Consider the following 20157-nt stretch of genomic DNA (forward strand, 5'->3'; position numbering starts at 1 on the left):
TCACAGCAGCCGGGTGGGCCCGTCACCGTCCTCGGACTCGTCCCGCAGCGGGGTCAGGCCGCCGTCGAGCGAGCGCACCTCCACCGCTCCGTCCGGTCCGTCCAGGACCCAGCCGACCGCCGTGGCCAGGCGGCCGTCGCGGTGCCCGCGCAGCGCGGCCAGCGCCTCGGCCTCCGCGTCCGCGGCGACCACCAGGCACAGACAGCCGGCCCCGGCGGCGTACAACGGGTCCAGGCCGAGCACGTCGAAAGCCTCCCGGGCGCCGTACGGCACCGGCAGCGCGGCCTCGTCGACCCGCACCACCCACCCCGAGCGGCCCGCGAACTCCCGCAGCACCGCGACCAGTCCGCCGTCACCGACCACACCGGCAGCCCGTACCGCGTCCGCCGGCAACGCCGCCCGGACCGTCTCGACCAGGCCGCCCAGCGGGGCGGCGTCACTGGGCACGTGGTACTCGTAACCAAGGCCGGCACGCAGGGACAGGACGTGCACCGCGTGGCTGCCCAGCGGGGCGGTGAGCAGGATACGGTCGCCCGGGCGCAGCGCGGCCGCGTCCAGCGGCGCGCGTGTGAACACCCCGAACCCGGTGACCGAGAGCGCGAGCCGGTCGATCTCGCCGGCCCGGACCACCGTCGCGTCGACCGCCGCGACCCGCACCCCGGCCTCCCGTACGGCCTCCCGTACGGAGTCGGCGGCGCGGTGCAGCAACGCGGTCGGCAGCCCCGCCTCCACGACGGCGGCGAGGGCCAGCCGGCGCGGCACGGCACCGGCGACCGCGAGCGCGTTGACGGCCGCGCACACCGCGAGCCGCCCGATGTCGCCGTTGCCGTAGAACGGCGGATCGACGACCGACGTGGTGGTGCGCACCGCCAGCGGGCCCGGTTCCGCGGCCGGTTCGGCGTCGTAGAGGCCGCCCAGCGCCGCCACGAGGACACGCGCCGGAGACGCGGCACCGGCGTTGTCGCGCAGCGCCACCTGACCCGCCGGCGGCGGCAGTTCGTCCCGCAGCAAGGAAATCCCCCCTTTCCGTCACCCGGGAACGCGGCGGCCCACGGCCGCACTGCGCGCCGGTCTGCTCCCGGCGGCCCCACCACCGTAGCCCGGGAAACCACGGACAAACGGCAGGCAGGGGTGGGAATTCAGGGGTGCACAGGGGTCCGTCAAGGGGGACTGCGGGGGCGGTCGCCCTTCCTAGGGTCGAAGACCCGGAACGCCCGGGCAGCCAACGGACCCACGGGAGAGCGGCCATGGTGGACGTCAGCACGCGGGGGCAGCGGCAGCACGCCGCCGCCGACCGCATCGCCGATCGCCTCGGGGTGTTCGCGCACCGCTTCGAGGACGCACGCGCGGAAACGGCCGGAAACGGTCCGCTCCACGGCGTCACCCTCGGCGTCAAGGACGTCTTCGCCACCCGCGAGGCGGTCCCCACCGCGCACAGCAAGGTGCACGACCCCGACTGGCACCGCGGCCGCGACGCCGTGGCCGTCCGGCGGCTGCGCGCCGCCGGGGCCGTACCGGTCGGCCTGACCACCGCGGGGGAGCACGCCCTCGGCCGCCCCGACCCCGCCCTGCCGTTCCCGGTGCCCCGCAACCCCTGGGACCTCGACCGCTACCCGGGCGGCTCCAGCAGCGGCAGCGCGGCCGGGCTCGTGCACGGCCTGTTCGACGTCGGACTCGGCACCGACACCGGCGGCAGCATCCGAATCCCCGCCGCGCTGTGCGGCGTCACCGGCGTCAAACCCACCCACGGGCTGGTCCCGACCGCCGGCAGCCGGCCCCTCGCGCCCAGCCTGGACACCGTCGGCACCCTCGCCCGGACCGTCCGCGAGGCGGCCCGCGCGCTCGGCGTCGCCGCCGGCCGGGCCACCCCCGAGCCCGAGTGGCGCACCGGCCTGGACGGCGTACGCATCGGGGTTCCCGACCGCGCGCTGGAGGAGGCCGGACAGCTCTCCCCGGACTGCCGGGACGCCTTCGACACCGCCCTCGAACGGCTCCGCGACCAGGGCGCCAAAATCGTCAGCGTCGAACTGCCCGAGCTGTACCCGCTGTTCGCCGCCCAGCTGATCACCCTGCTCGCCGAGGGCTTCCACACCCACGCCACCGGGCTGCGCGGCCGCTGGGACCAGTACGGGCGGCCCTTCCGGCGAACGCTCGTCCTCGGCGGCCTGATCCCCGCCTCCGCGTACGTCCACGCCCAGCGGGTGCGCGCCTGGGGCGCGGCGGGACTGCGCCGACGCCTCGACGAGTGCGACGCCCTGGCCACCCCCACCTGGCCCGGTGCCGCCCCCCGCTACGACGACCCCGCGGGCCTCGCCGCCGTGTCGTGGCTGCCCAGCCTGTGGAGCGCCGTGGGCTTCCCCGCCGTCGCCCTGCCCATGGGCTTCGACCCGGCCGGACTGCCGCTGTCCCTGCAACTGGCCGGCGCGCCCGGCACCGACCGCGCCCTGCTCGCCGTCGCCGACGCCTACCAGCAGCACACCGACTGGCATCTGCGCACCCCGGACCCGTTCCCCGCGACCCGCCCCGCCGCCGTGGTCCTGCCGCAGGCCGCGCCCTCCGAGGCCGAGACCCGGCGGCAGCTCGGTGCGGCACTGCACCGGGCGGGGGTGCCCGTACCCGAGGCCGAACTCGCCGAGTTCGCCGGACAGTGGCAGCTCACCGAAATGCTCTTCGGATTCCTGCCGGAACTCCCCGACCCCGTATCCGACACCGACGACGACAACTGAAGCGAAACCGAGGGGGACTTTCATGACCACACAGCAGGACACCGCGCGCACACCCACCACCGGCGACCTCCTGGAAAGCGACTGGATTCGCCGCTACCACCCCGCCGTCGCCGACGCGCCACGCCTCATCTGCTTTCCGCACGCGGGCGGTTCGGCAAGCTTCTACTTTCCCGTCGCGAAGGAACTCACCCCCGCGATCGACGTCCTCGTCGTGCAATATCCGGGCCGCCAGGAACGCCGGCGGGAACCCCTGATCGACAACGTTCCCGAACTCGCCGACCGCGTCTTCGAAGAGGTACGGCACCACGCCGACCGGCCGCTGTACCTGTTCGGGCACAGCATGGGAGCCACCGTCGCCTTCGAGATCGCCCGCCGCTTCCAGGCCGCCGGACTCCCGGCCCCGGCCCGGGTGTTCGCCTCCGCCCGCCGGGCCCCCTCCCGGACCCGCCCCGACCGGGTCCACACCCGTGACGACGAGGGCGTCATCCGGGAACTGCGCAAGCTCAGCGGCACCGACGACCGGGTGCTGGGCAACGAGGAGATCATGCGGCTGGCGCTGCCCGTGCTGCGCAACGACTACAAAGCCGTGGAAACCTACCGCGCCGACCACGGGGCCCGCATCGACAGCCCGGTCACCGTGCTGACCGGGGACAGCGACCCCAACACCACCCTCGACGAGGCCGGCGCCTGGGCCGAGCACACCACGGCCGACTGCGAGGTGCGGGTCTTTCCCGGCGGCCACTTCTATCTCGTCGACCGGCAGCGCGAGGTCCTCGACGCCATCACCGCCCGCATAAGCACCGCGACCGGCGATCGAGGTTAGGGGGTCCCCGGCCCCCGGTAGGGGTCCGCACTGCGCCCGCCCGCATCTAGCGTGAACTCCACCGCTGCCACGAATTCCCATTCGTGGCCCGAGGACAGAAACAGGGAATCGCCGTGAGCCGAATAGCGTGGAAGACGCTGAGCAGCGGGGAGAACGACCATCTCCTGCTGGCGGTCGACTTCGCCGCGGGAAGCCGCGGGCCGGCCCAATTCGCCGACCTCGCCCCGCTCCTCGATCCACCGCGCACACTGTGGGCGACCCGACCCCCCGGCCCCGACGACCAGGTCCCGCCCACCGGCAACGCCTACCTCGACTGGTGGCTGGGCGAGGTCCGCGCCTCGGGCACCGCCGTGGAGGCCGTGCTCGGCTACTGCGCCGGCGGTGTCTTCGCCGCCGCCCTCGCCGACCGCATCGCCGACTGGCAGCAGGCCCCCAGGCTCATCCTCCTCGACCCCGAACTCCCCGCCACCAGCGGCCTGTACGCCGACTTCCACACGGCCGGCGACTCCCTCGGCGCCCTGCTCACCCCCGCCGAACTCGAGGCCTTCCACGCCCGCGGCGAGGCCCTGGAGGCCCGGTACGGCGACGACCAGCTCCCCGTGGCCGGCCGCGAACTGGCCGACACCTTCACGGCCGCCGTGGCCGCCGCCGCCGACCGGCTCGACCTCGACGAGGACATCCGCGACGAACTCTCCGGCGCCTTCGTCTCCCTGGTCTCCTACCTCACCGCGGCCACCACCCTCAGCCCGCTGCCCGCCTGGTCCACCGCCACGGCCGTCACCACGACCACCCCCGAGCACCCGGTCGGCCACGACCACCGTGTCCCGGTGGCCCACGACGACCTGCTGCGCTCACCGGAGACCGCCCGCGCACTGCGCCGACTGCTGGCCGACGACCGGGTCCCGGCGGCCGGGAAGACCGGGTGAGCGCGATGACGGCGACGACGGGGGACACCGCCACCTCCACCGGGACACCATCGGCCACCTCCACCCGGACGCCATCGGCCACCACCACCCGGACACCACCGGCCGACGCACCGGCACCCGCCGGGAACGACACCCGCACCACCCTCCTCCCGGCCCTCTTCGCCGAACAGGCACACCGCACCCCCGACGCCGTCGCCCTCGTCGACGGCGACGTCAGCCTCACCTACCGCGAACTCGCCGAGCGCTCCGCCAAGCTCGCCCACCACCTGATCTCCCTGGGCCTCGGCCCGGAGGACATCGTCGCCGTCGGCATGCGGCGCGGCGCCGAACTCGTCACCGCCTTCCTCGCCGTCCTCACCGCCGGGGCCGCCTATCTGCCGCTCGACCTGCAGAACCCGGCGCAACGCCTGGCACTGATGACCGAGGACGCCCGACCGGCCGCCCTCCTCACCCACACCGGCAGCACCGCCCCGGCCGGCCCCGCGGTCACCGTCCTCCTCGACGACGAGGCCACCCGCGCGGCCGTCGCCGCCGCCCCGGCCACCACCCCCCAGGACGCAGACCGCGTACGCCCGCTGCACCCCGACCACGCCGCCTACGTCATCTACACCTCCGGCTCCACGGGCCGCCCCAAGGGCGTCGTCGTCACCCACCGCCCGCTCGCCGCCTACCTCGCCTACGCGCGCGGCACCTACCCGAGCGCCGCCCGCAGCACCCTGCTGCACTCCTCCGTCGCCTTCGACATGACGGTCACCACCCTGTACGCGCCGCTCACCAGCGGCGGCACCATCCGCATCGGCGCGCTGGAGGACCCGGGCCCCAGCCCCGCCCTGCTCAAGGTCACCCCGTCCCACATGGCGCTGCTCGCCACGCTGCCCCCGCAGTCCGCGCCGACCGAGCAGCTCGTCGTGGGCGGGGAAGCGCTGCTGGCCGAGACCGTCGAGGCCTTCCGCGCCCGCCACCCACGGGTCACCGTCCTCAACGAGTACGGACCCACCGAGGCCACCGTCGGCTGCTGTGTACACACCGTCCAGCCCACGGACCCCCTGCCGCCCGGCGCCGTGGCCATCGGACAGCCCACCTGGGCCAGTGAACTACGCGTCCTGGACGCCCAGTTGTGTCCCACGGACGACGGCGAGCTGTACATCGCCGGCGGTCAGCTGGCCCGCGGCTACCTGCGCCGCCCGGCGCTCACCGCGGAACGCTTCGTCGCCGACCCCTACGGTCCGCCCGGCAGCCGCATGTACCGCACCGGGGACCGGGTGCGCCGCACCGCCGACGGCACACTGTTCTTCCTCGGCCGCCTCGACGGGCAGATCAAGGTCCGCGGCTACCGCGTCGAACTCGGCGAGATCGAGTCGGCCCTGCTGCGCCACCCGACGGTCGCCCGCACCGCCGTCACCGTCCACCGCACCCCCACCGGGGACACCCACCTCGTCGCCTACGTCGTCCCGGAAGCCGGACACGGCACGGACACCGGCGAGCTGAAGACGCACCTGGCCGACACCCTGCCCGACTACATGGTGCCCAGCGCCTTCCTGACCCTCGACACCCTGCCGCTGAACGCCAACGGAAAGCTGGAGACGGACCGCCTCCCGGCGCCCGACTTCGCCGCCGTCACCCGCTACACGGCACCCGTCACCCCCGAACAGACGCTGCTGTGCGAACTGTTCGCCCGGTTCTCCGGCACCCCCAAGGCCGGTCTCGACGACGACTTCTTCGCCCTGGGCGGCACCAGTCTGGGCGCCGCCCAGATCGCCGGCAAGGCCCGCAGACAGGGCCTCGGCGTCCGCCTCCAGGACATCACCGACCACCGCACGGTACGGCGCCTGTGCGAGGCGCTCACCACCGAGTAACAGGAATTGGAGACACGATGGAGCTGCTGCAGCTCGCCGGCATGGGCTGGATCTCCCGGTCCCTCAGCGTGGCCGCCCGGCTGGGCATCGCCGACCACCTCGCCGACGGCCCCAAGACACCGGCCCAGCTCGCCGAGCTGACCGACGCCGACCCCGACGGCGTGCTCTACCTGCTGCGCGTCCTCGGCATCGTCGGTGTCTTCCGCGAACGCGAGGACGGCACCTTCGAACAGACCGACACCTCGGAGCGGATGCGCGACGACCATCCGCAGTCCATGCGCTACTGGTGCGTCCTCGGCGGCGAGATGTACTACGACGTGTGGCGCGATCTGCTGACCACCGTCAAGACCGGAAAGCCCGCCTCCCGCTCCGAGTACGGCGAGTCCATCTACGCCTACATGGACAAGGACACCGATGCCGGCGAGGTCTACGACAAGGCCATGGCCGACATCACCCGGCCTGCCGCCGCCGAACTCGCCCGCGACTTCGACTTCTCCCGGATCTCCACCGTCATCGACGTCGGCGGCGGCACCGGCCACCTCCTCAAGGGCATCCTCTCGGCCCACCACGACATCCGCGGCACCGTCGCCGAGCGCGCCGACGTCGCCAAGCGCGGCGCCCAGCTCCTGGACGAGTCCGGCGACCAGGACCTGATCCGCCGGCTCTCCTTCACCGAAGCCGACTTCTTCGAGGAGGTCCCGAGCGGCGCCGACGCCTACTTCCTCAAGAACGTCCTGCACAACTGGAGCCCCGAGAGCAGCGCCCGCATCCTGCGGACCGTCCGGCGCGCCATGACCCGCACCGTCGAGGAGTCCGACGGCCTCGCCGCCGAGCCCGTTCTCTTCGTCATCGAACCGCTGCTCGGCCACGACAACGCCTCCGCGATCCGCTCGCTGTTCCAGATGGTCGTGTGCGAGGAGGGCACCCGGATCCGCTCCGTCGAGGACATGCGCGAGCAGGCCGAGGCCGCCGGCCTCCAGGTGCGGTCGATCCGCAATCTCTCCACGGAGCACAGCGTCGTCGAGTGCGTGCTCGCCCCCCGCGGCTGACCGGCTCCGACCGATCGGCCGCGACTGACCGGCTTCCTTCCCCAAGAGAGGACCAACCACCCATGTGGGACGACCAGTTCGAGGACATCGTCCGCCCGCACCTCGGCTTCCTCCCCGAGGACGCCCCCTTCACCGAGAACCTCGACCTGAGGGACGCCGGCCTCGACTCCCTCGGCATCGTCGACCTCCTCATCGAGCTCGAGAACGCGTACGAGGTCAAGTTCACCGACGACGCTCTCGCCATGGAGACGTTCAGCACCCCCGGCGCGCTCTGGCGCACCCTCGCCGGTCTGCGCACCGCGGCCGTGAGCTGACGGCCCACTCGCCCCCCACTCCTCCTCCCTCCCTCCCGCTCCTCTCCCACAGGTGGACGAACCGAATGTCGAATGAGTCGAACGAACAGAAGCTCCTCGACTACCTCAAGAGGGCCACGACCGAACTGCGCGACACCCGCAGGAGGTTGCGCGAGGAGGAGGAGAAGAGCCACGAGCCCATCGCCATCGTCGGCATGGCGTGCCGCTACCCCGGCGGGGTGACCTCCCCGGAGGACCTGTGGAGCCTGCTCGCCGCCGGCGGCGACGCCATCACCCCCTTCCCCACGGACCGCGGCTGGGACGTCGCCGGCCTCTACGACCCGGACCCGGACGCCCCCGGCAAGACGTACTCCGTCGAGGGCGGCTTCCTCGACGGAGCCGCCGACTTCGACGCGGACTTCTTCGGCATCAGCCCCCGCGAGGCCCTGGCCACGGACCCGCAGCAGCGACTGCTGCTGGAGACGTCCTGGGAGGCGTTCGAGCGGGCCGGCATCGACCCGGCCACCCTTCGGGGTAGCGCGACCGGGGTCTTCGCCGGCGTCATGTACCACGACTACGGCGCCCACCTCCAGCACGTCCCCCAGGACATCTCCGCCTTCCTCGGCAACGGCAGCGCCGCGAGCGTCGTCTCCGGGCGGGTGTCGTATGCGCTGGGTCTGGAGGGTCCGGCGGTGACGGTGGACACGGCGTGCTCGTCGTCGCTGGTGGCGGTGCATCTGGCGGCGCAGGCGCTGCGGGGTGGTGAGTGCTCGCTGGCGTTGGCGGGTGGTGTGACGGTGATGTCGACGCCGGACACGTTCGTGGACTTCAGCCGGCAGCGGGGTCTGGCGGTGGACGGGCGGTGCAAGCCGTTCGCGCAGGCGGCGGACGGCACCGGTTGGGGTGAGGGTGTCGGTGTCCTGGTGCTGGAGCGGTTGTCGGACGCCCGGCGCAACGGGCACCGGGTGCTGGCGGTCGTGCGGGGCTCGGCGGTCAACCAGGACGGCGCGAGCAGCCAGCTGACCGCGCCCAACGGACCCTCCCAGCAGCGCGTCATCCGGCAGGCGCTCGCCTCCGCCCGCCTCACCGCCCAGCAGATCGACGCCGTGGAGGCCCACGGCACCGGCACCAGGCTCGGGGACCCGATCGAGGCGCAGGCGCTGCTGGCGACGTATGGGCAGGACCGCTCGGAGGACGCCCCGCTGTGGCTGGGGTCGGTGAAGTCGAACCTGGGGCACACCCAGGCCGCCGCGGGTGTCGCCGGGATCATCAAGATGGTCCTCGCCCTGCGCGAGGAGGAACTGCCGCGCACCCTGCACGTGGACGCCCCGTCCTCGCACGTGGACTGGTCGGCGGGTGCGGTGGAACTGCTGACCGAGGCCCGTCCGTGGAGGAGCGGGGATCGGGTGCGGCGAGCGGGTGTCTCGTCCTTCGGGATCAGCGGGACGAACGCCCATGTGATCGTGGAGGAGGCGCCGGCCGGGGAGTCTGAGGAAGCCGCCGCTCCGGTGGGGCCGCCGGTGGTGCCGTGGATCGTCTCCGGCAAGTCCACCGAGGCGGTACGCGGACAGGCGGCACGGCTGCTCGGGCACGCGGCGGCCCACCCGGAACTCGACCTGGCGGACGTGGGCGCCTCGCTGGTAACCCGGCGGTCGTCGTTCGCGTACCGGGCGGGTGTGGTGGCCGGTGACCGTGAGGGGCTGCTGGCCGGGCTGGAGGCGGTGGCGAGCGGTTCCGTGGTGCCGTCGGTGGCCGGGGGTTCGCTGGCGTTCCTGTTCACGGGGCAGGGGAGTCAGCGGGCGGGGATGGGGCGGGAGCTGTACGACGCCTTCCCGGTGTTCGCTTCCGCGCTGGACGAGGTGTGCGCGGCGATGGACACGCATCTCGAACGGCCTCTGCGGGATGTGATGTTCGGTGGGCAGGGGCTGGACGAGACGGGTTACACGCAGCCCGCACTCTTCGCCCTGGAAGTGGCCCTGTTCCGGCTGCTCGAAGCCTGGGGTGTACGGCCGGATGTGCTGGCCGGGCATTCGATCGGTGAGCTGGCCGCCGCGCATGTCGCCGGGCTGTGGTCGCTTGAGGACGCCGCCAGGCTGGTGGCTGCTCGTGGCCGGCTGATGCAGCAGCTCCCGGCGGGCGGCGCGATGGCCGCCGTGCAGGCAACTGAGGCGGATGTGCGTGCGGTGCTGCCGGTGGGTACGGGGATCGCTGCGGTGAACGGGCCGGTGTCCGTGGTCGTGTCCGGTCCGGAGGCGGGCGTGGACGAGGTCGTCGCGCACTTCTCGGCGGCCGGACGCAAGACGAAGAAGCTGGCCGTCAGCCACGCTTTCCACTCCCCGCTGATGGAGCCGATGCTCGCCGAGTTCGAGCAGGTCGCCGCCCAACTGAACTATGCAGAGCCCGCATTGCCGATCGTGTCGACACTGACGGGCGCGGCGGTGTCGTACGACGAGCTCTCCCGGCCGTCGTACTGGGTCCGGCACGTCCGCGAGGCCGTCCGCTTCGCCGACGCCGTCACCGCGCTGGACGGGCGGGGCGTCGGTACGTTCCTGGAGCTGGGCCCGGGCGCCGTGCTCACCGCGATGGCGGCCGACACCGGCACGGAGGCCACGCTCGTCGCAACGCTGCGCCGGGACCGCACCGAGCCCCAGGCACTCGTCGAGGCCCTCACCCGGGTGCCCTCCGTCGACTGGACCGCCTACTTCGGCCCCGGGCGGCAGGCCGCCGACCTGCCCACCTACGCCTTCCAGCACCAGCCGTACTGGCTGGACGCCTACGCGGGCGCGGTGCGCAGCGATGTCGTCGGTGCCGGGCAGACGGACGCCGAGCACGCGCTGCTGAGCGCGGCGGTGGAACTGCCGGACTCGGGCGGGGTGTTGTTCACCGGCCGGCTGTCCCCGGCGGTCCAGTCGTGGCTGCCCGAGCACTCGGTGCACGGGACTGTCGTGCTTCCGGGCGCGGCCCTGGTGGAGATCGCGCTGCGGGCCGGTGACCAGGTCGGGTGCGCGACCGTCCGTGATCTGACGCTGCACGCCCCGCTCGTCCTGCCCACCGACCGCGCCGTGGACCTGCGGGTGTGCGTCGGCGAGGGTGAGGAGCCGGCGCTCACCGTGCACTCCCGCCCGGAGGGCGAGGAGGGCTGGACGTTGCACGCCGAGGGTGTGCTGGCGGCCGAGGCGGTGGCGCCCGCCGACTTCGGTGCCGTCTGGCCGCCGGCGGGTGCGGAACCGGTGGACATCGCGAATCTGTACGAGGAACTGGCCGCGGCCGGGCTGGAGTACGGCCCGCTGTTCCAGGGCGTCACCGCCGCCTGGCGTGCCACGGACGGCAGCTCGGTGTACGCCGAGGTCGCCCTGCCCGAGGGCACCGACACCGAGGGCTTCGGCATCCACCCCGCCCTGCTCGACGCCTCCCTGCACGCCATCACCCTGGCGCAGGAGGAAGGTTCCGCGGCCCAACTGCCCTTCTCGTGGTCGGACGTCACCCTGCACGCCTCAGGCGCCTCGGTGCTGCGGGTGCGGATCGCGGGCGTGGGCTCGGGCCACCGGCTCGACCTCGCCGACCCGGCCGGCTCCCCGGTGGCGACCGTCGGCACGCTGGCCCTGCGCGCCGCGGTACCGGCCGTGGCGGAGACCGGAGGAGTCCGTGACCTGTACCGGATCGACTGGGTCCCGGTCGCGTCGGAAGCGACCGAGCCCACGGCCTCGTACACCGTCCTCCTGACGGCCACCGCCGCCGATCTGCTGCCACGGCTCCAGGCCCACCTGGAGGGCGAGGGCAACCTGCTCGTGATCACCCGTGGTGCGGCCACCGAACCCGAGCAGTCCGCCGTACGCGGGCTCGTCCGGGCGGCTCAGGCCGAGCACCCCGACCGGATCGTCCTGCTCGACTCCGACCAGGACGTCCCCGAGCGCCTGCCCGCCACGGAGCCGGAACTCCGCTTCATGGACGGCGAGTTCCGCGCCCCGCGCCTGGTCCGAGACGCGGTGTCGGCGGACGATTCCTGGTCCACGTCCGGCACGGTTCTCGTGACCGGCGGCACGGGTGGACTCGGTGCGCTGACCGCGCGCCACCTCGTCGCCGCCCATGGTGTGCGCAGTCTGCTGCTCACCAGCCGGCGCGGCACGGACGCGCCGGGAGCCATGGAACTCGCCGAAGAACTGCGCGCGTCGGGCGCGGACGTGACGATCGAGGCTTGTGACGTCTCCGACCGGGAGGCGCTGGCGCGGCTGTTCACTTCTCACACGGACATCACGGCGGTCGTGCACACCGCGGGCGTGGTCGACGACGCGACCGTCGAGCACCTGAGCCCGCAGCGCCTGGAGTCGGTGTGGGCGCCGAAGGCGGCGGCCGCCCGGCATCTGCACGAGCTGACCGCCGACCGCGACCTCGACGCGTTCGTGCTCTACTCCTCGACCGCCGCCACCTTCGACGGCACCGGCCAGGCCAACTACGCCGCCGCCAACGCCTACCTGGACGCCCTCGCCGCCCAGCGGCAGGCACAAGGCCTGCCCGGGGTCTCGCTCGCCTGGGGCCTGTGGGACCCGGAGGTCGGCGGCATGGGCGCCGGGCTCACCGCGACCGACATCGACCGCATGGCCCGGGTCGGCGTCCTGCCGCTCGACGCCGAGCGGGGCCTGGCGCTCCTTGACGCGGCCCTCGCCGGCTCCCCGCACGCCCACCTGCTTCCCGTCGCCATGGACACACGGGCCCTTGAGCAGCGTGCCAGGCGCGGGGAACTGCCCCGCATGCTGCACGGGCTCGTCCGCCCCTCCGCCGTGCGCAGGACCGTCGCGGCCGGCGGACCGGCCCCGGCCGGAGACCTGGCCGCCCGCCTGGAGCGCCTTCCGGCCGCCGAACGCACCCGCGTCCTGCTCGATCTCGTACGCCGGCATGTCGCGGCCGTCCTCGGCTTCGGCGGGGTGGGCGAGGTCGCACCCGGGAAGCCGTTCAAGGAGTTCGGTTTCGACTCCCTGACGGCGGTCGAGTTCCGCAACGGGCTCGGCACCGAAGCAGGCCTCCGGCTGCCCGCGACCCTCGTCTTCGACCATCCGACGCCGAGCGCGGTCGCGGACTTCCTCGCCGCCGAACTCCTCGGAGAGGAGGGCGAGTCCAACGCGGCGTCGGTGCCGGCCGGTGCGGCGTCGGCCACCGCTGCCGACCCCATTGTCATCGTGGGCATGGCGTGCCGGTATCCCGGCGGGGTGAGCTCGCCGGAGGAGCTGTGGGCACTGCTGGCGGCGGGCGGTGACGCCGTCTCCGAGTTCCCGTCCGACCGGGGGCCGCTGTGGCAGGAGTCGTACGACCCCGACCCGGAGGCCGTCGGCAAGACCTACACGCGGTACGGCGGGTTCCTCGCCGAGGCCGCCGAGTTCGACCCCGGCTTCTTCGGGATCAGCCCGCGCGAGGCGCTGGCCATGGACCCACAGCACCGGCTGCTGCTGGAGACGTCCTGGGAGGCGTTCGAGCGGGCCGGGATCGACCCGGCCGCCGTGCGCGGCAGCGCCACCGGCGTCTTCACCGGTGTCATGTATCACGACTACGCCACCGTCCTGGAACGCTCCGCCCACCACGACACCGAGGGCTTCATGGGCGTCGGCGGCAGCATCGCCTCCGGGCGGGTGTCGTACGCGCTGGGGCTTGAGGGTCCGGCGGTGACGGTGGACACGGCGTGCTCGTCGTCGCTGGTCGCCGTGCATCTGGCGGCGCAGGCGCTGCGGGGCGGTGAGTGCTCGCTGGCGTTGGCGGGTGGTGTGACGGTGATGTCGACGCCGGACACGTTCGTGGACTTCAGCCGGCAGCGGGGTCTGGCGGCGGACGGGCGGTGCAAGCCGTTCGCGCAGGCGGCGGACGGCACCGGTTGGGGTGAGGGTGTCGGTGTCCTGGTGCTGGAGCGGTTGTCGGACGCGCGGCGCAACGGGCACCGGGTGCTGGCGGTGGTGCGGGGCTCGGCGGTCAACCAGGACGGCGCGAGCAACGGTCTCACCGCCCCCAACGGTCCCGCTCAACAGCGCGTCATCAAGCAGGCCCTCGCGGCGGCCGGACTCTCGTCCACCGATGTGGACGCGGTGGAGGCCCACGGCACCGGCACCAAGCTGGGCGACCCGATCGAGGCGCAGGCGCTGCTGGCGACGTATGGGCAGGACCGCTCGGAGGATGCCCCACTGTGGCTGGGGTCGATCAAGTCGAACCTCGGCCACACCCAGGCCGCCGCGGGTGTCGCCGGGATCATCAAGATGGTCCTCGCCCTGCGCGAGGAGGAACTGCCGCGCACCCTGCACGTCGACACCCCCTCCTCGCACGTGGACTGGTCTGCGGGTGCGGTGGAACTGCTCACCGAAGCCCGGCCGTGGCAGGCGGGGGAGCGGACACGGCGCGCAGGCGTCTCCTCCTTCGGCATCAGCGGCACCAACGCCCACGTCATCATCGAGGAGGCACCGGCCGAGCAGCCGACGGAGGCCGTGGAGCCGGCCGCCCTTCCGGTGGTGCCGTGGGTCGTCTCCGGCAGAACCGCCGCAGCCGCGCGCGAGCAGGCGGTACGTCTCCTGCGCTTCCTCGGCGACGGAGCGGGGGCCGACCCGGTCGGCATCGCCTACTCGTTGACGACTCAGCGGTCGTCGTTCGCGTACCGGGCGGGTGTGGTGGCCGGTGACCGTGAGGGGTTGCTGGCGGGGCTGGAAGCGGTGGCGAGCGGTTCTGTCGTGCCGTCGGTGGCCGGGGGTTCGCCGGCGTTCCTGTTCACGGGGCAGGGAAGTCAGCGGGCGGGGATGGGGCGGGAGCTGTACGACACGTTCCCGGTGTTCGCTTCCGCGCTGGACGAGGTGTGCGCCGCGCTGGACACGTATCTCGAACGTCCGCTGAAGGACGTCATGTTCAGCGGGGAAGGGCTGGACGAGACGGGTTACACCCAACCGGCCCTGTTCGCGCTGGAAGTCGCCCTGTTCCGGCTGTTGGAGGCGTGGGGTGTACGGCCGGATGTGCTGGCCGGGCATTCGATCGGTGAGCTGGCCGCCGCGCATGTGGCGGGGCTGTGGTCGCTTGAGGACGCCGCCAGGCTGGTGGCTGCTCGTGGCCGGCTGATGCAGCAGCTCCCGGCGGGCGGCGCGATGGCCGCCGTGCAGGCAACTGAGGCGGATGTGCGTGCGGTGCTGCCGGAGGGCACCGGGATCGCCGCCGTGAACGGGCCGGTGTCCGTGGTCGTGTCCGGTCCGCAAACGGGCGTGGACGAGGTCGTCGCGCACTTCTCGGCGGCCGGACGCAAGACGAAGAAGCTGGCCGTCAGCCACGCTTTCCACTCCCCGCTGATGGAGCCGATGCTCGCCGAGTTCGAGCAGATCGCCACCCAACTCACCTACGACGAGCCCACGCTGCCGATCGTGTCGACGCTCACCGGTGACTCGGTCTCCTACGAGGAGCTGGCCGACCCGGCCTACTGGGTCCGGCACGTCCGCGAAGCCGTCCGCTTCGCCGACGCCGTCACCACCCTCGGCGCCCAGGGCGTCGGCACCCTCCTGGAGCTCGGCCCCGACGCCGTGCTCACCGCGATGGCGGCCGACACCGGCACGGAGGCCACGCTCGTCGCAACGCTCCGCCGGGACCGCACCGAGCCCCAGGCACTCGTCGAGGCCCTCACCCGGGTGCCGTCCGTCGACTGGGCCGCCTACTTCGGCCCCGGCCGGCAGGCCGCCGACCTGCCCACCTACGCCTTCCAGCACGAGAGCTACTGGCCCACGCCGTCCTCGGGCAACGTGGGTGACGTGCAGGGCGCCGGAGTCGCCGCGGCGGGGCACCCGCTGCTCGGCGCGATGGTCGAACTGCCCGCTACCGAAGAGGTGTTGTTCACCGGTCGGCTTTCGTCGGCCACGCAGCCGTGGCTGGCCGAGCACGCGGTGAACGGCACGGTCGTCGTGCCCGGTGCCGCGCTCGTCGAGATCGCGGTGCGGGCCGGTGACCAGGTCGGCCGCGGGACCGTCCGTGATCTGACCCTCCACGCCCCCCTCGTCGTACCCGCCGAGAGCGCCGTGTCTCTCCGTGTCCGTGTGGGCGAGGGCGAGGAGCCCGCGCTCACCGTGCACTCCCGACCGGAGGGTGAGGAGGGCTGGACGCTGCACGCCGAGGGTGTGCTGGCCGCCGAGGCCGTCGAGCCGGCCGCAGGCCTGGGCGGTGTCTGGCCTCCGGCGGGTGCGGAGCCGGTGGACACCGTGCACCTGTACGAGGAACTGGCCGCGGCCGGGCTGGAGTACGGCCCGCTGTTCCAGGGCGTCACCGCCGCCTGGCGTGCCACGGACGGCAGCTCGGTGTACGCCGAGGTCACCCTGCCCGAGGGCACCGACACCGAGGGCTTCGGCATCCACCCCGCCCTGCTCGACGCCTCACTGCACGCCATCGGACTGTGGCCGTCCGCCGACGCCGCACAGGCGGAGCTGCCCTTCTCGTGGTCGGACGTCACCCTGCACGCCTCCGGCGCCTCGGCTCTGCGCGTGCGGATCACCAGGGAAGGGGCCGGTCAGCGACTGGAACTGGCCGACCCCGCCGGTACCCCGGTCGCCACCGTGGGCACGCTGCTGCTGCGTCCCCTGGCGGTCGCGGACAGCGGCGCTGTTCGTGACCTGTACCGGGTGGAGTGGACGCCGGTCGCTGCACGGGCGACCGAGGCCACCGACGCGTACACGGTCCTCCGGGCCGACACCGCGGCCGCCCTGCTGCCACGGCTCCAGGCCGAGCTGGCGGGTGCGGAGCCTGTGCTGGTCATCACCCGGGACGCACTCACCGACCCCGAACAGGCCGCCGTACGCGGACTGGCCCGGGCCGCGCAGGCAGAACACCCGGACCGGATCGTGCTCCTCGACACCACCGGAGAACTGCCCGGACGCATCCCTGCGGACGAGCCCGAACTCGCCTACTCCGAAGGCCGGTTCCAGGCGCCTCGCCTGACCCGGGAGGCGACCGCCGCCGAAGCCGCCTGGCCCGGCACCGGAACCACCCTCGTCACCGGCGGCACCGGCGGGCTCGGCGCCCTCGTCGCACGCCACCTGGTCACCGGCCATGGTGTGCGGAGTCTGCTGCTCACCAGCCGACGCGGCACGGACGCGCCGGGAGCCGCCGAACTCGCCGCGGACTTGCGTGCGTCGGGGGCCGAGGTGACGATCGAGGTCTGTGACGTCTCCGAGCGGGAGGCCGTCGCGGAGCTTCTGGACGCCCACCCGGACATCACCGCGGTCGTGCACACCGCGGGCGTCCTCGACGACACGACCGTCGAACACCTCACCCCGGAGCGACTGGACGCCGTCTGGGCGCCGAAGGCCGGGGCCGCCCGGCACCTGCACGAACTGACCACCGGCCGGAACATCGACGCCTTCGTCCTGTTCTCCTCCGCCGCCGGCTGCTTCGACGGCATCGGCCAGGCCAACTACGCCGCCGCCAACGCCTACCTGGACGCCCTCGCCGCCCAGCGGCAGGCCCAGGGCCTGCCCGGGGTCTCGCTCGGCTGGGGCCTGTGGGCACCCGACGCCGGCGGCATGGGCGCCGGGCTCACCGCCACCGACCTCGAGCGCATGGCACGTGCCGGAGTCGGAGCCATCGGGGCGGAGGAGGGCACGGCCCTCTTCGACGCTGCCCTGGCCGCGGCACAGAACCACCCGCACCTCGTACCCGTGAAGCTGGACCTGGCCGCGTGGGACACGGAGAGCACCCCGGCCCTCCTGCGCGACCTGGTCCGGCCCCGGACCCGCCGTACCGCACGGGCGTCACTCGCCGCGGACGCCGGGCGGCCGTCCGGCAACACCCTCCAGGACCGGCTGACGGCCCTGCCCGACACCGCCGCCCGCCGTGAGCTGCTGCTCGACCTGGCCCGCGAGCACGCGGCAGCCGTGCTCGGCTTCTCCGGGGCGCACGCCGTGTCCACCGACGCGGCCTTCACCGAGCTGGGCTTCGACTCGCTCACCGCCGTCGAGTTCCGCAACGCCCTCGCCGCCGACACCGGCGTACGACTGCCCGCGACACTGGTCTTCGACTACCCGAGTCCGGGTGCGGTCGCCGACTACCTGCTGACCGAACTGGTCGGCCCCGAGACGGGCACCGCCCCGGCTCACGGCACGGCCGTCGCCGTGACGGCCGCCGCCGACGAGCCGATCGCGATCGTCGGCATGGCCTGCCGCTACCCCGGAGGCGTCAACTCACCAGAAGAGCTGTGGCAGTTGCTCGCCGCGGGCGGTGACGCCATCAGCCCGCTGCCCACGGACCGCGGCTGGGACGTCGCGGGCCTGTACGACCCCGACCCCGAAGCCGTCGGCAAGACGTACGCCCGCCACGGCGGATTCCTCACCCAGGCGGCCGAGTTCGACCCGGCCTTCTTCGGGATCAGCCCGCGCGAGGCCCTCGCGACCGACCCGCAGCACCGGCTGCTGCTGGAGACGTCCTGGGAGGCGTTCGAGCGGGCCGGGATCGACCCCGCCACCGTGCGTGGCAGCGCCACCGGCGTCTTCGCCGGCGTCATGTACAACGACTACGGCATCAGGCTGAGCGGCTACCCGGCCGACCTGGAGGGTTACCTCGGCACCGGCAGCTCCGGCAGCGTCGCCTCGGGCCGCGTCGCCTACGTCCTCGGTCTCGAGGGGCCGGCGGTCACCGTCGACACGGCCTGCTCGTCCTCCCTGGTCACCGTCCACATGGCCGCGCAGGCGCTGCGCGGCGGAGAGTGCACGCTGGCCCTTGCCGGTGGTGTGACGGTGATGGCGACCCCGGAGACGTTCGTCGGCTTCAGCCGGCAGCGGGGGCTGGCCCCCGACGGGCGCTGCAAGCCGTTCGCCGAGGCCGCCGACGGCACAGGCTGGGGCGAGGGCGTCGGCATGCTCGTCCTCGAGAAACTCTCCGACGCCCGCCGCAACGGCCACCGGGTGCTCGCGGTGGTCCGGGGCTCGGCCATCAACCAGGACGGCGCCAGCAACGGCTTGACCGCCCCCAACGGCCCCTCCCAGCAGCGCGTCATCCGTCAGGCCCTGGCCGCCGCACGGCTGACCCCGCAGCAGGTGGACGCGGTGGAGGCCCACGGCACCGGCACCAAGCTGGGCGACCCGATCGAGGCACAGGCGCTGCTGGCCACCTATGGGCAGGACCGTTCTCCGGATTCGCCGCTGTGGCTGGGGTCGGTCAAGTCCAACCTCGGCCACACCCAGGCCGCCGCGGGCGTGGCCGGGATCATCAAGATGGTCCTCGCCCTGCGCAACGAGGAACTGCCGCGCACTCTGCACGTCGACACCCCGTCCTCGCACGTGGACTGGTCGGAGGGCGCGGTCGAGCTGCTGACCGAGCCCCGCCCGTGGCGGGTGGGGAAGCGGACCAGACGCGCGGGCGTCTCCTCCTTCGGCATCAGCGGCACCAACGCCCACGTCATCATCGAGGAGCCGCCCGCGGAAGACACTGCCGAGCCGGACTCCTCGGCCCGGCGGCTCCCGGTCCTGCCATGGATCGTCTCCGGCAAGACGGCGGAGGCAGTCCGCGCCCAGGCCGCCCGCCTGCTCGACTTCGCCATGGAACACCCCGAGCTGGACTCCACGAACATCGCGGCCTCGCTCACCGCCCGCCGGGCTTCGTTCGCCTACCGGGCGGCCGCAGTGGCGGGCGACCGGGCAGGCCTGCTGGACGGACTGGAGGCCATCGCCGGTGGCGCGGTGACGCCGTTCGGTACGACGGGGTCGCTGGCGTTCCTGTTCACGGGGCAGGGGAGTCAGCGGGCGGGTATGGGCCGGGAGTTGTACGACGCCTTCCCGGTGTTCGCTTCCGCGCTGGACGAGGTGTGCGCGGCGATGGACACGCATCTCGAACGGCCCCTGAAGGAGGTCATGTTCGGTGGGGAGGGGCTGGACGACACCGGTTACACGCAGCCGGCGCTGTTCGCGCTGGAAGTGGCCCTGTTCCGGCTGTTGGAGGCGTGGGGTGTGCGGCCGGATGTGCTGGCCGGGCATTCGATCGGTGAGCTGGCCGCCGCGCACGTGGCTGGACTGTGGTCGCTGGAGGACGCGGCGAAGCTGGTGGCCGCCCGTGGACGGTTGATGCAGCAGCTCCCGGCTGGCGGCGCGATGGCCGCCGTCCAGGCCACCGAGGACGAGGTTCTGCCGGTTCTGCCCGAGGGCACGGGGATCGCTGCCGTGAACGGCCCGTCCGCGATCGTCGTCTCCGGTCCGGAGGCGGGCGTGGACGAGGTGGTCGCGCACTTCTCGGCGGCGGGGCGCAAGGCGAAGAAGCTGACCGTCAGCCATGCCTTCCACTCGCCGCTGATGGAGCCGATGCTCGCCGAGTTCGAGCAGGTCGCCGCCCAACTCACCTACGCCCCGCCGAAATACCCGATCGTCTCCACGCTGACGGGCGCGGCCGCCTCCTACGAGGAACTCTCCCGGCCGTCGTACTGGGTCCGGCACGTCCGCGAAGCCGTCCGCTTCGCCGACGCCGTCACCACCCTCGACGCCCAGGGCGTCGGCACCTTCCT

General features: G+C 73.3%; 8 protein-coding genes. 7 read left to right on the plus strand and 1 reads right to left on the minus strand.

Going from position 1 to position 20157, the window contains the following annotated elements; all coding sequences use genetic code 11:
* Positions 1–1011 carry an AIR synthase-related protein gene (locus ACWC21_RS28355; RefSeq protein WP_450885751.1) on the minus strand — a complete coding sequence of 337 codons (1011 nt, stop codon included), beginning with the start codon at positions 1009–1011 and terminating at the stop codon, positions 1–3.
* Between the two features lie 236 nt (positions 1012–1247).
* Between ACWC21_RS28355 and ACWC21_RS28360 the strand changes: the two genes are divergently transcribed.
* The 7 genes from ACWC21_RS28360 to ACWC21_RS28390 form a co-directional block, all read left to right on the plus strand.
* Positions 1248–2726, plus strand: coding sequence for an amidase (locus tag ACWC21_RS28360; protein WP_450885753.1), 1479 nt, complete (start codon positions 1248–1250; stop codon positions 2724–2726).
* Positions 2727–2748: 22 nt separating this feature from the next.
* Positions 2749–3549, plus strand: a complete 801-nt coding sequence (locus ACWC21_RS28365) for a thioesterase II family protein (RefSeq protein ID WP_450885755.1) — start codon at positions 2749–2751, stop codon at positions 3547–3549.
* A 113-nt stretch (positions 3550–3662) separates the two neighbouring features.
* On the plus strand, positions 3663–4475 hold the full coding sequence (locus ACWC21_RS28370) for a hypothetical protein (RefSeq protein ID WP_450885757.1): 813 nt from the start codon (positions 3663–3665) through the stop codon (positions 4473–4475).
* A 5-nt stretch (positions 4476–4480) separates the two neighbouring features.
* Positions 4481–6331, plus strand: coding sequence for a non-ribosomal peptide synthetase (locus ACWC21_RS28375; protein ID WP_450885759.1), 1851 nt, complete (start codon positions 4481–4483; stop codon positions 6329–6331).
* A gap of 17 nt (positions 6332–6348) precedes the next feature.
* Positions 6349–7380: a methyltransferase gene (locus ACWC21_RS28380; protein ID WP_450885761.1), complete on the plus strand. Its 1032-nt coding sequence runs from the start codon at positions 6349–6351 to the stop codon at positions 7378–7380.
* Positions 7381–7442: 62 nt separating this feature from the next.
* Complete coding sequence (locus ACWC21_RS28385; protein WP_450885763.1) at positions 7443–7694, plus strand: phosphopantetheine-binding protein; 252 nt, start codon at positions 7443–7445, stop codon at positions 7692–7694.
* Between the two features lie 65 nt (positions 7695–7759).
* Positions 7760–20157, plus strand: a 12398-nt coding sequence (locus ACWC21_RS28390) for an SDR family NAD(P)-dependent oxidoreductase (protein WP_450885765.1), incomplete at its 3' end; no start/stop codon positions are given.

It is taken from the genome of Streptomyces sp. NPDC001348, assembly GCF_053597535.1.

What these genes read in the sequence shown, in the direction of transcription:
- ACWC21_RS28365 (WP_450885755.1), top strand. Translation starts at nt 2,749, where the DNA reads ATGACCACACAGCAGGACACCGCGCGCACACCCACCACCGGCGACCTC.
- ACWC21_RS28375 (WP_450885759.1), top strand. Translation starts at nt 4,481, where the DNA reads ATGACGGCGACGACGGGGGACACCGCCACCTCCACCGGGACACCATCG.
- ACWC21_RS28380 (WP_450885761.1), top strand. Translation starts at nt 6,349, where the DNA reads ATGGAGCTGCTGCAGCTCGCCGGCATGGGCTGGATCTCCCGGTCCCTC.
- ACWC21_RS28385 (WP_450885763.1), top strand. Translation starts at nt 7,443, where the DNA reads ATGTGGGACGACCAGTTCGAGGACATCGTCCGCCCGCACCTCGGCTTC.
- ACWC21_RS28360 (WP_450885753.1), top strand. Translation starts at nt 1,248, where the DNA reads ATGGTGGACGTCAGCACGCGGGGGCAGCGGCAGCACGCCGCCGCCGAC.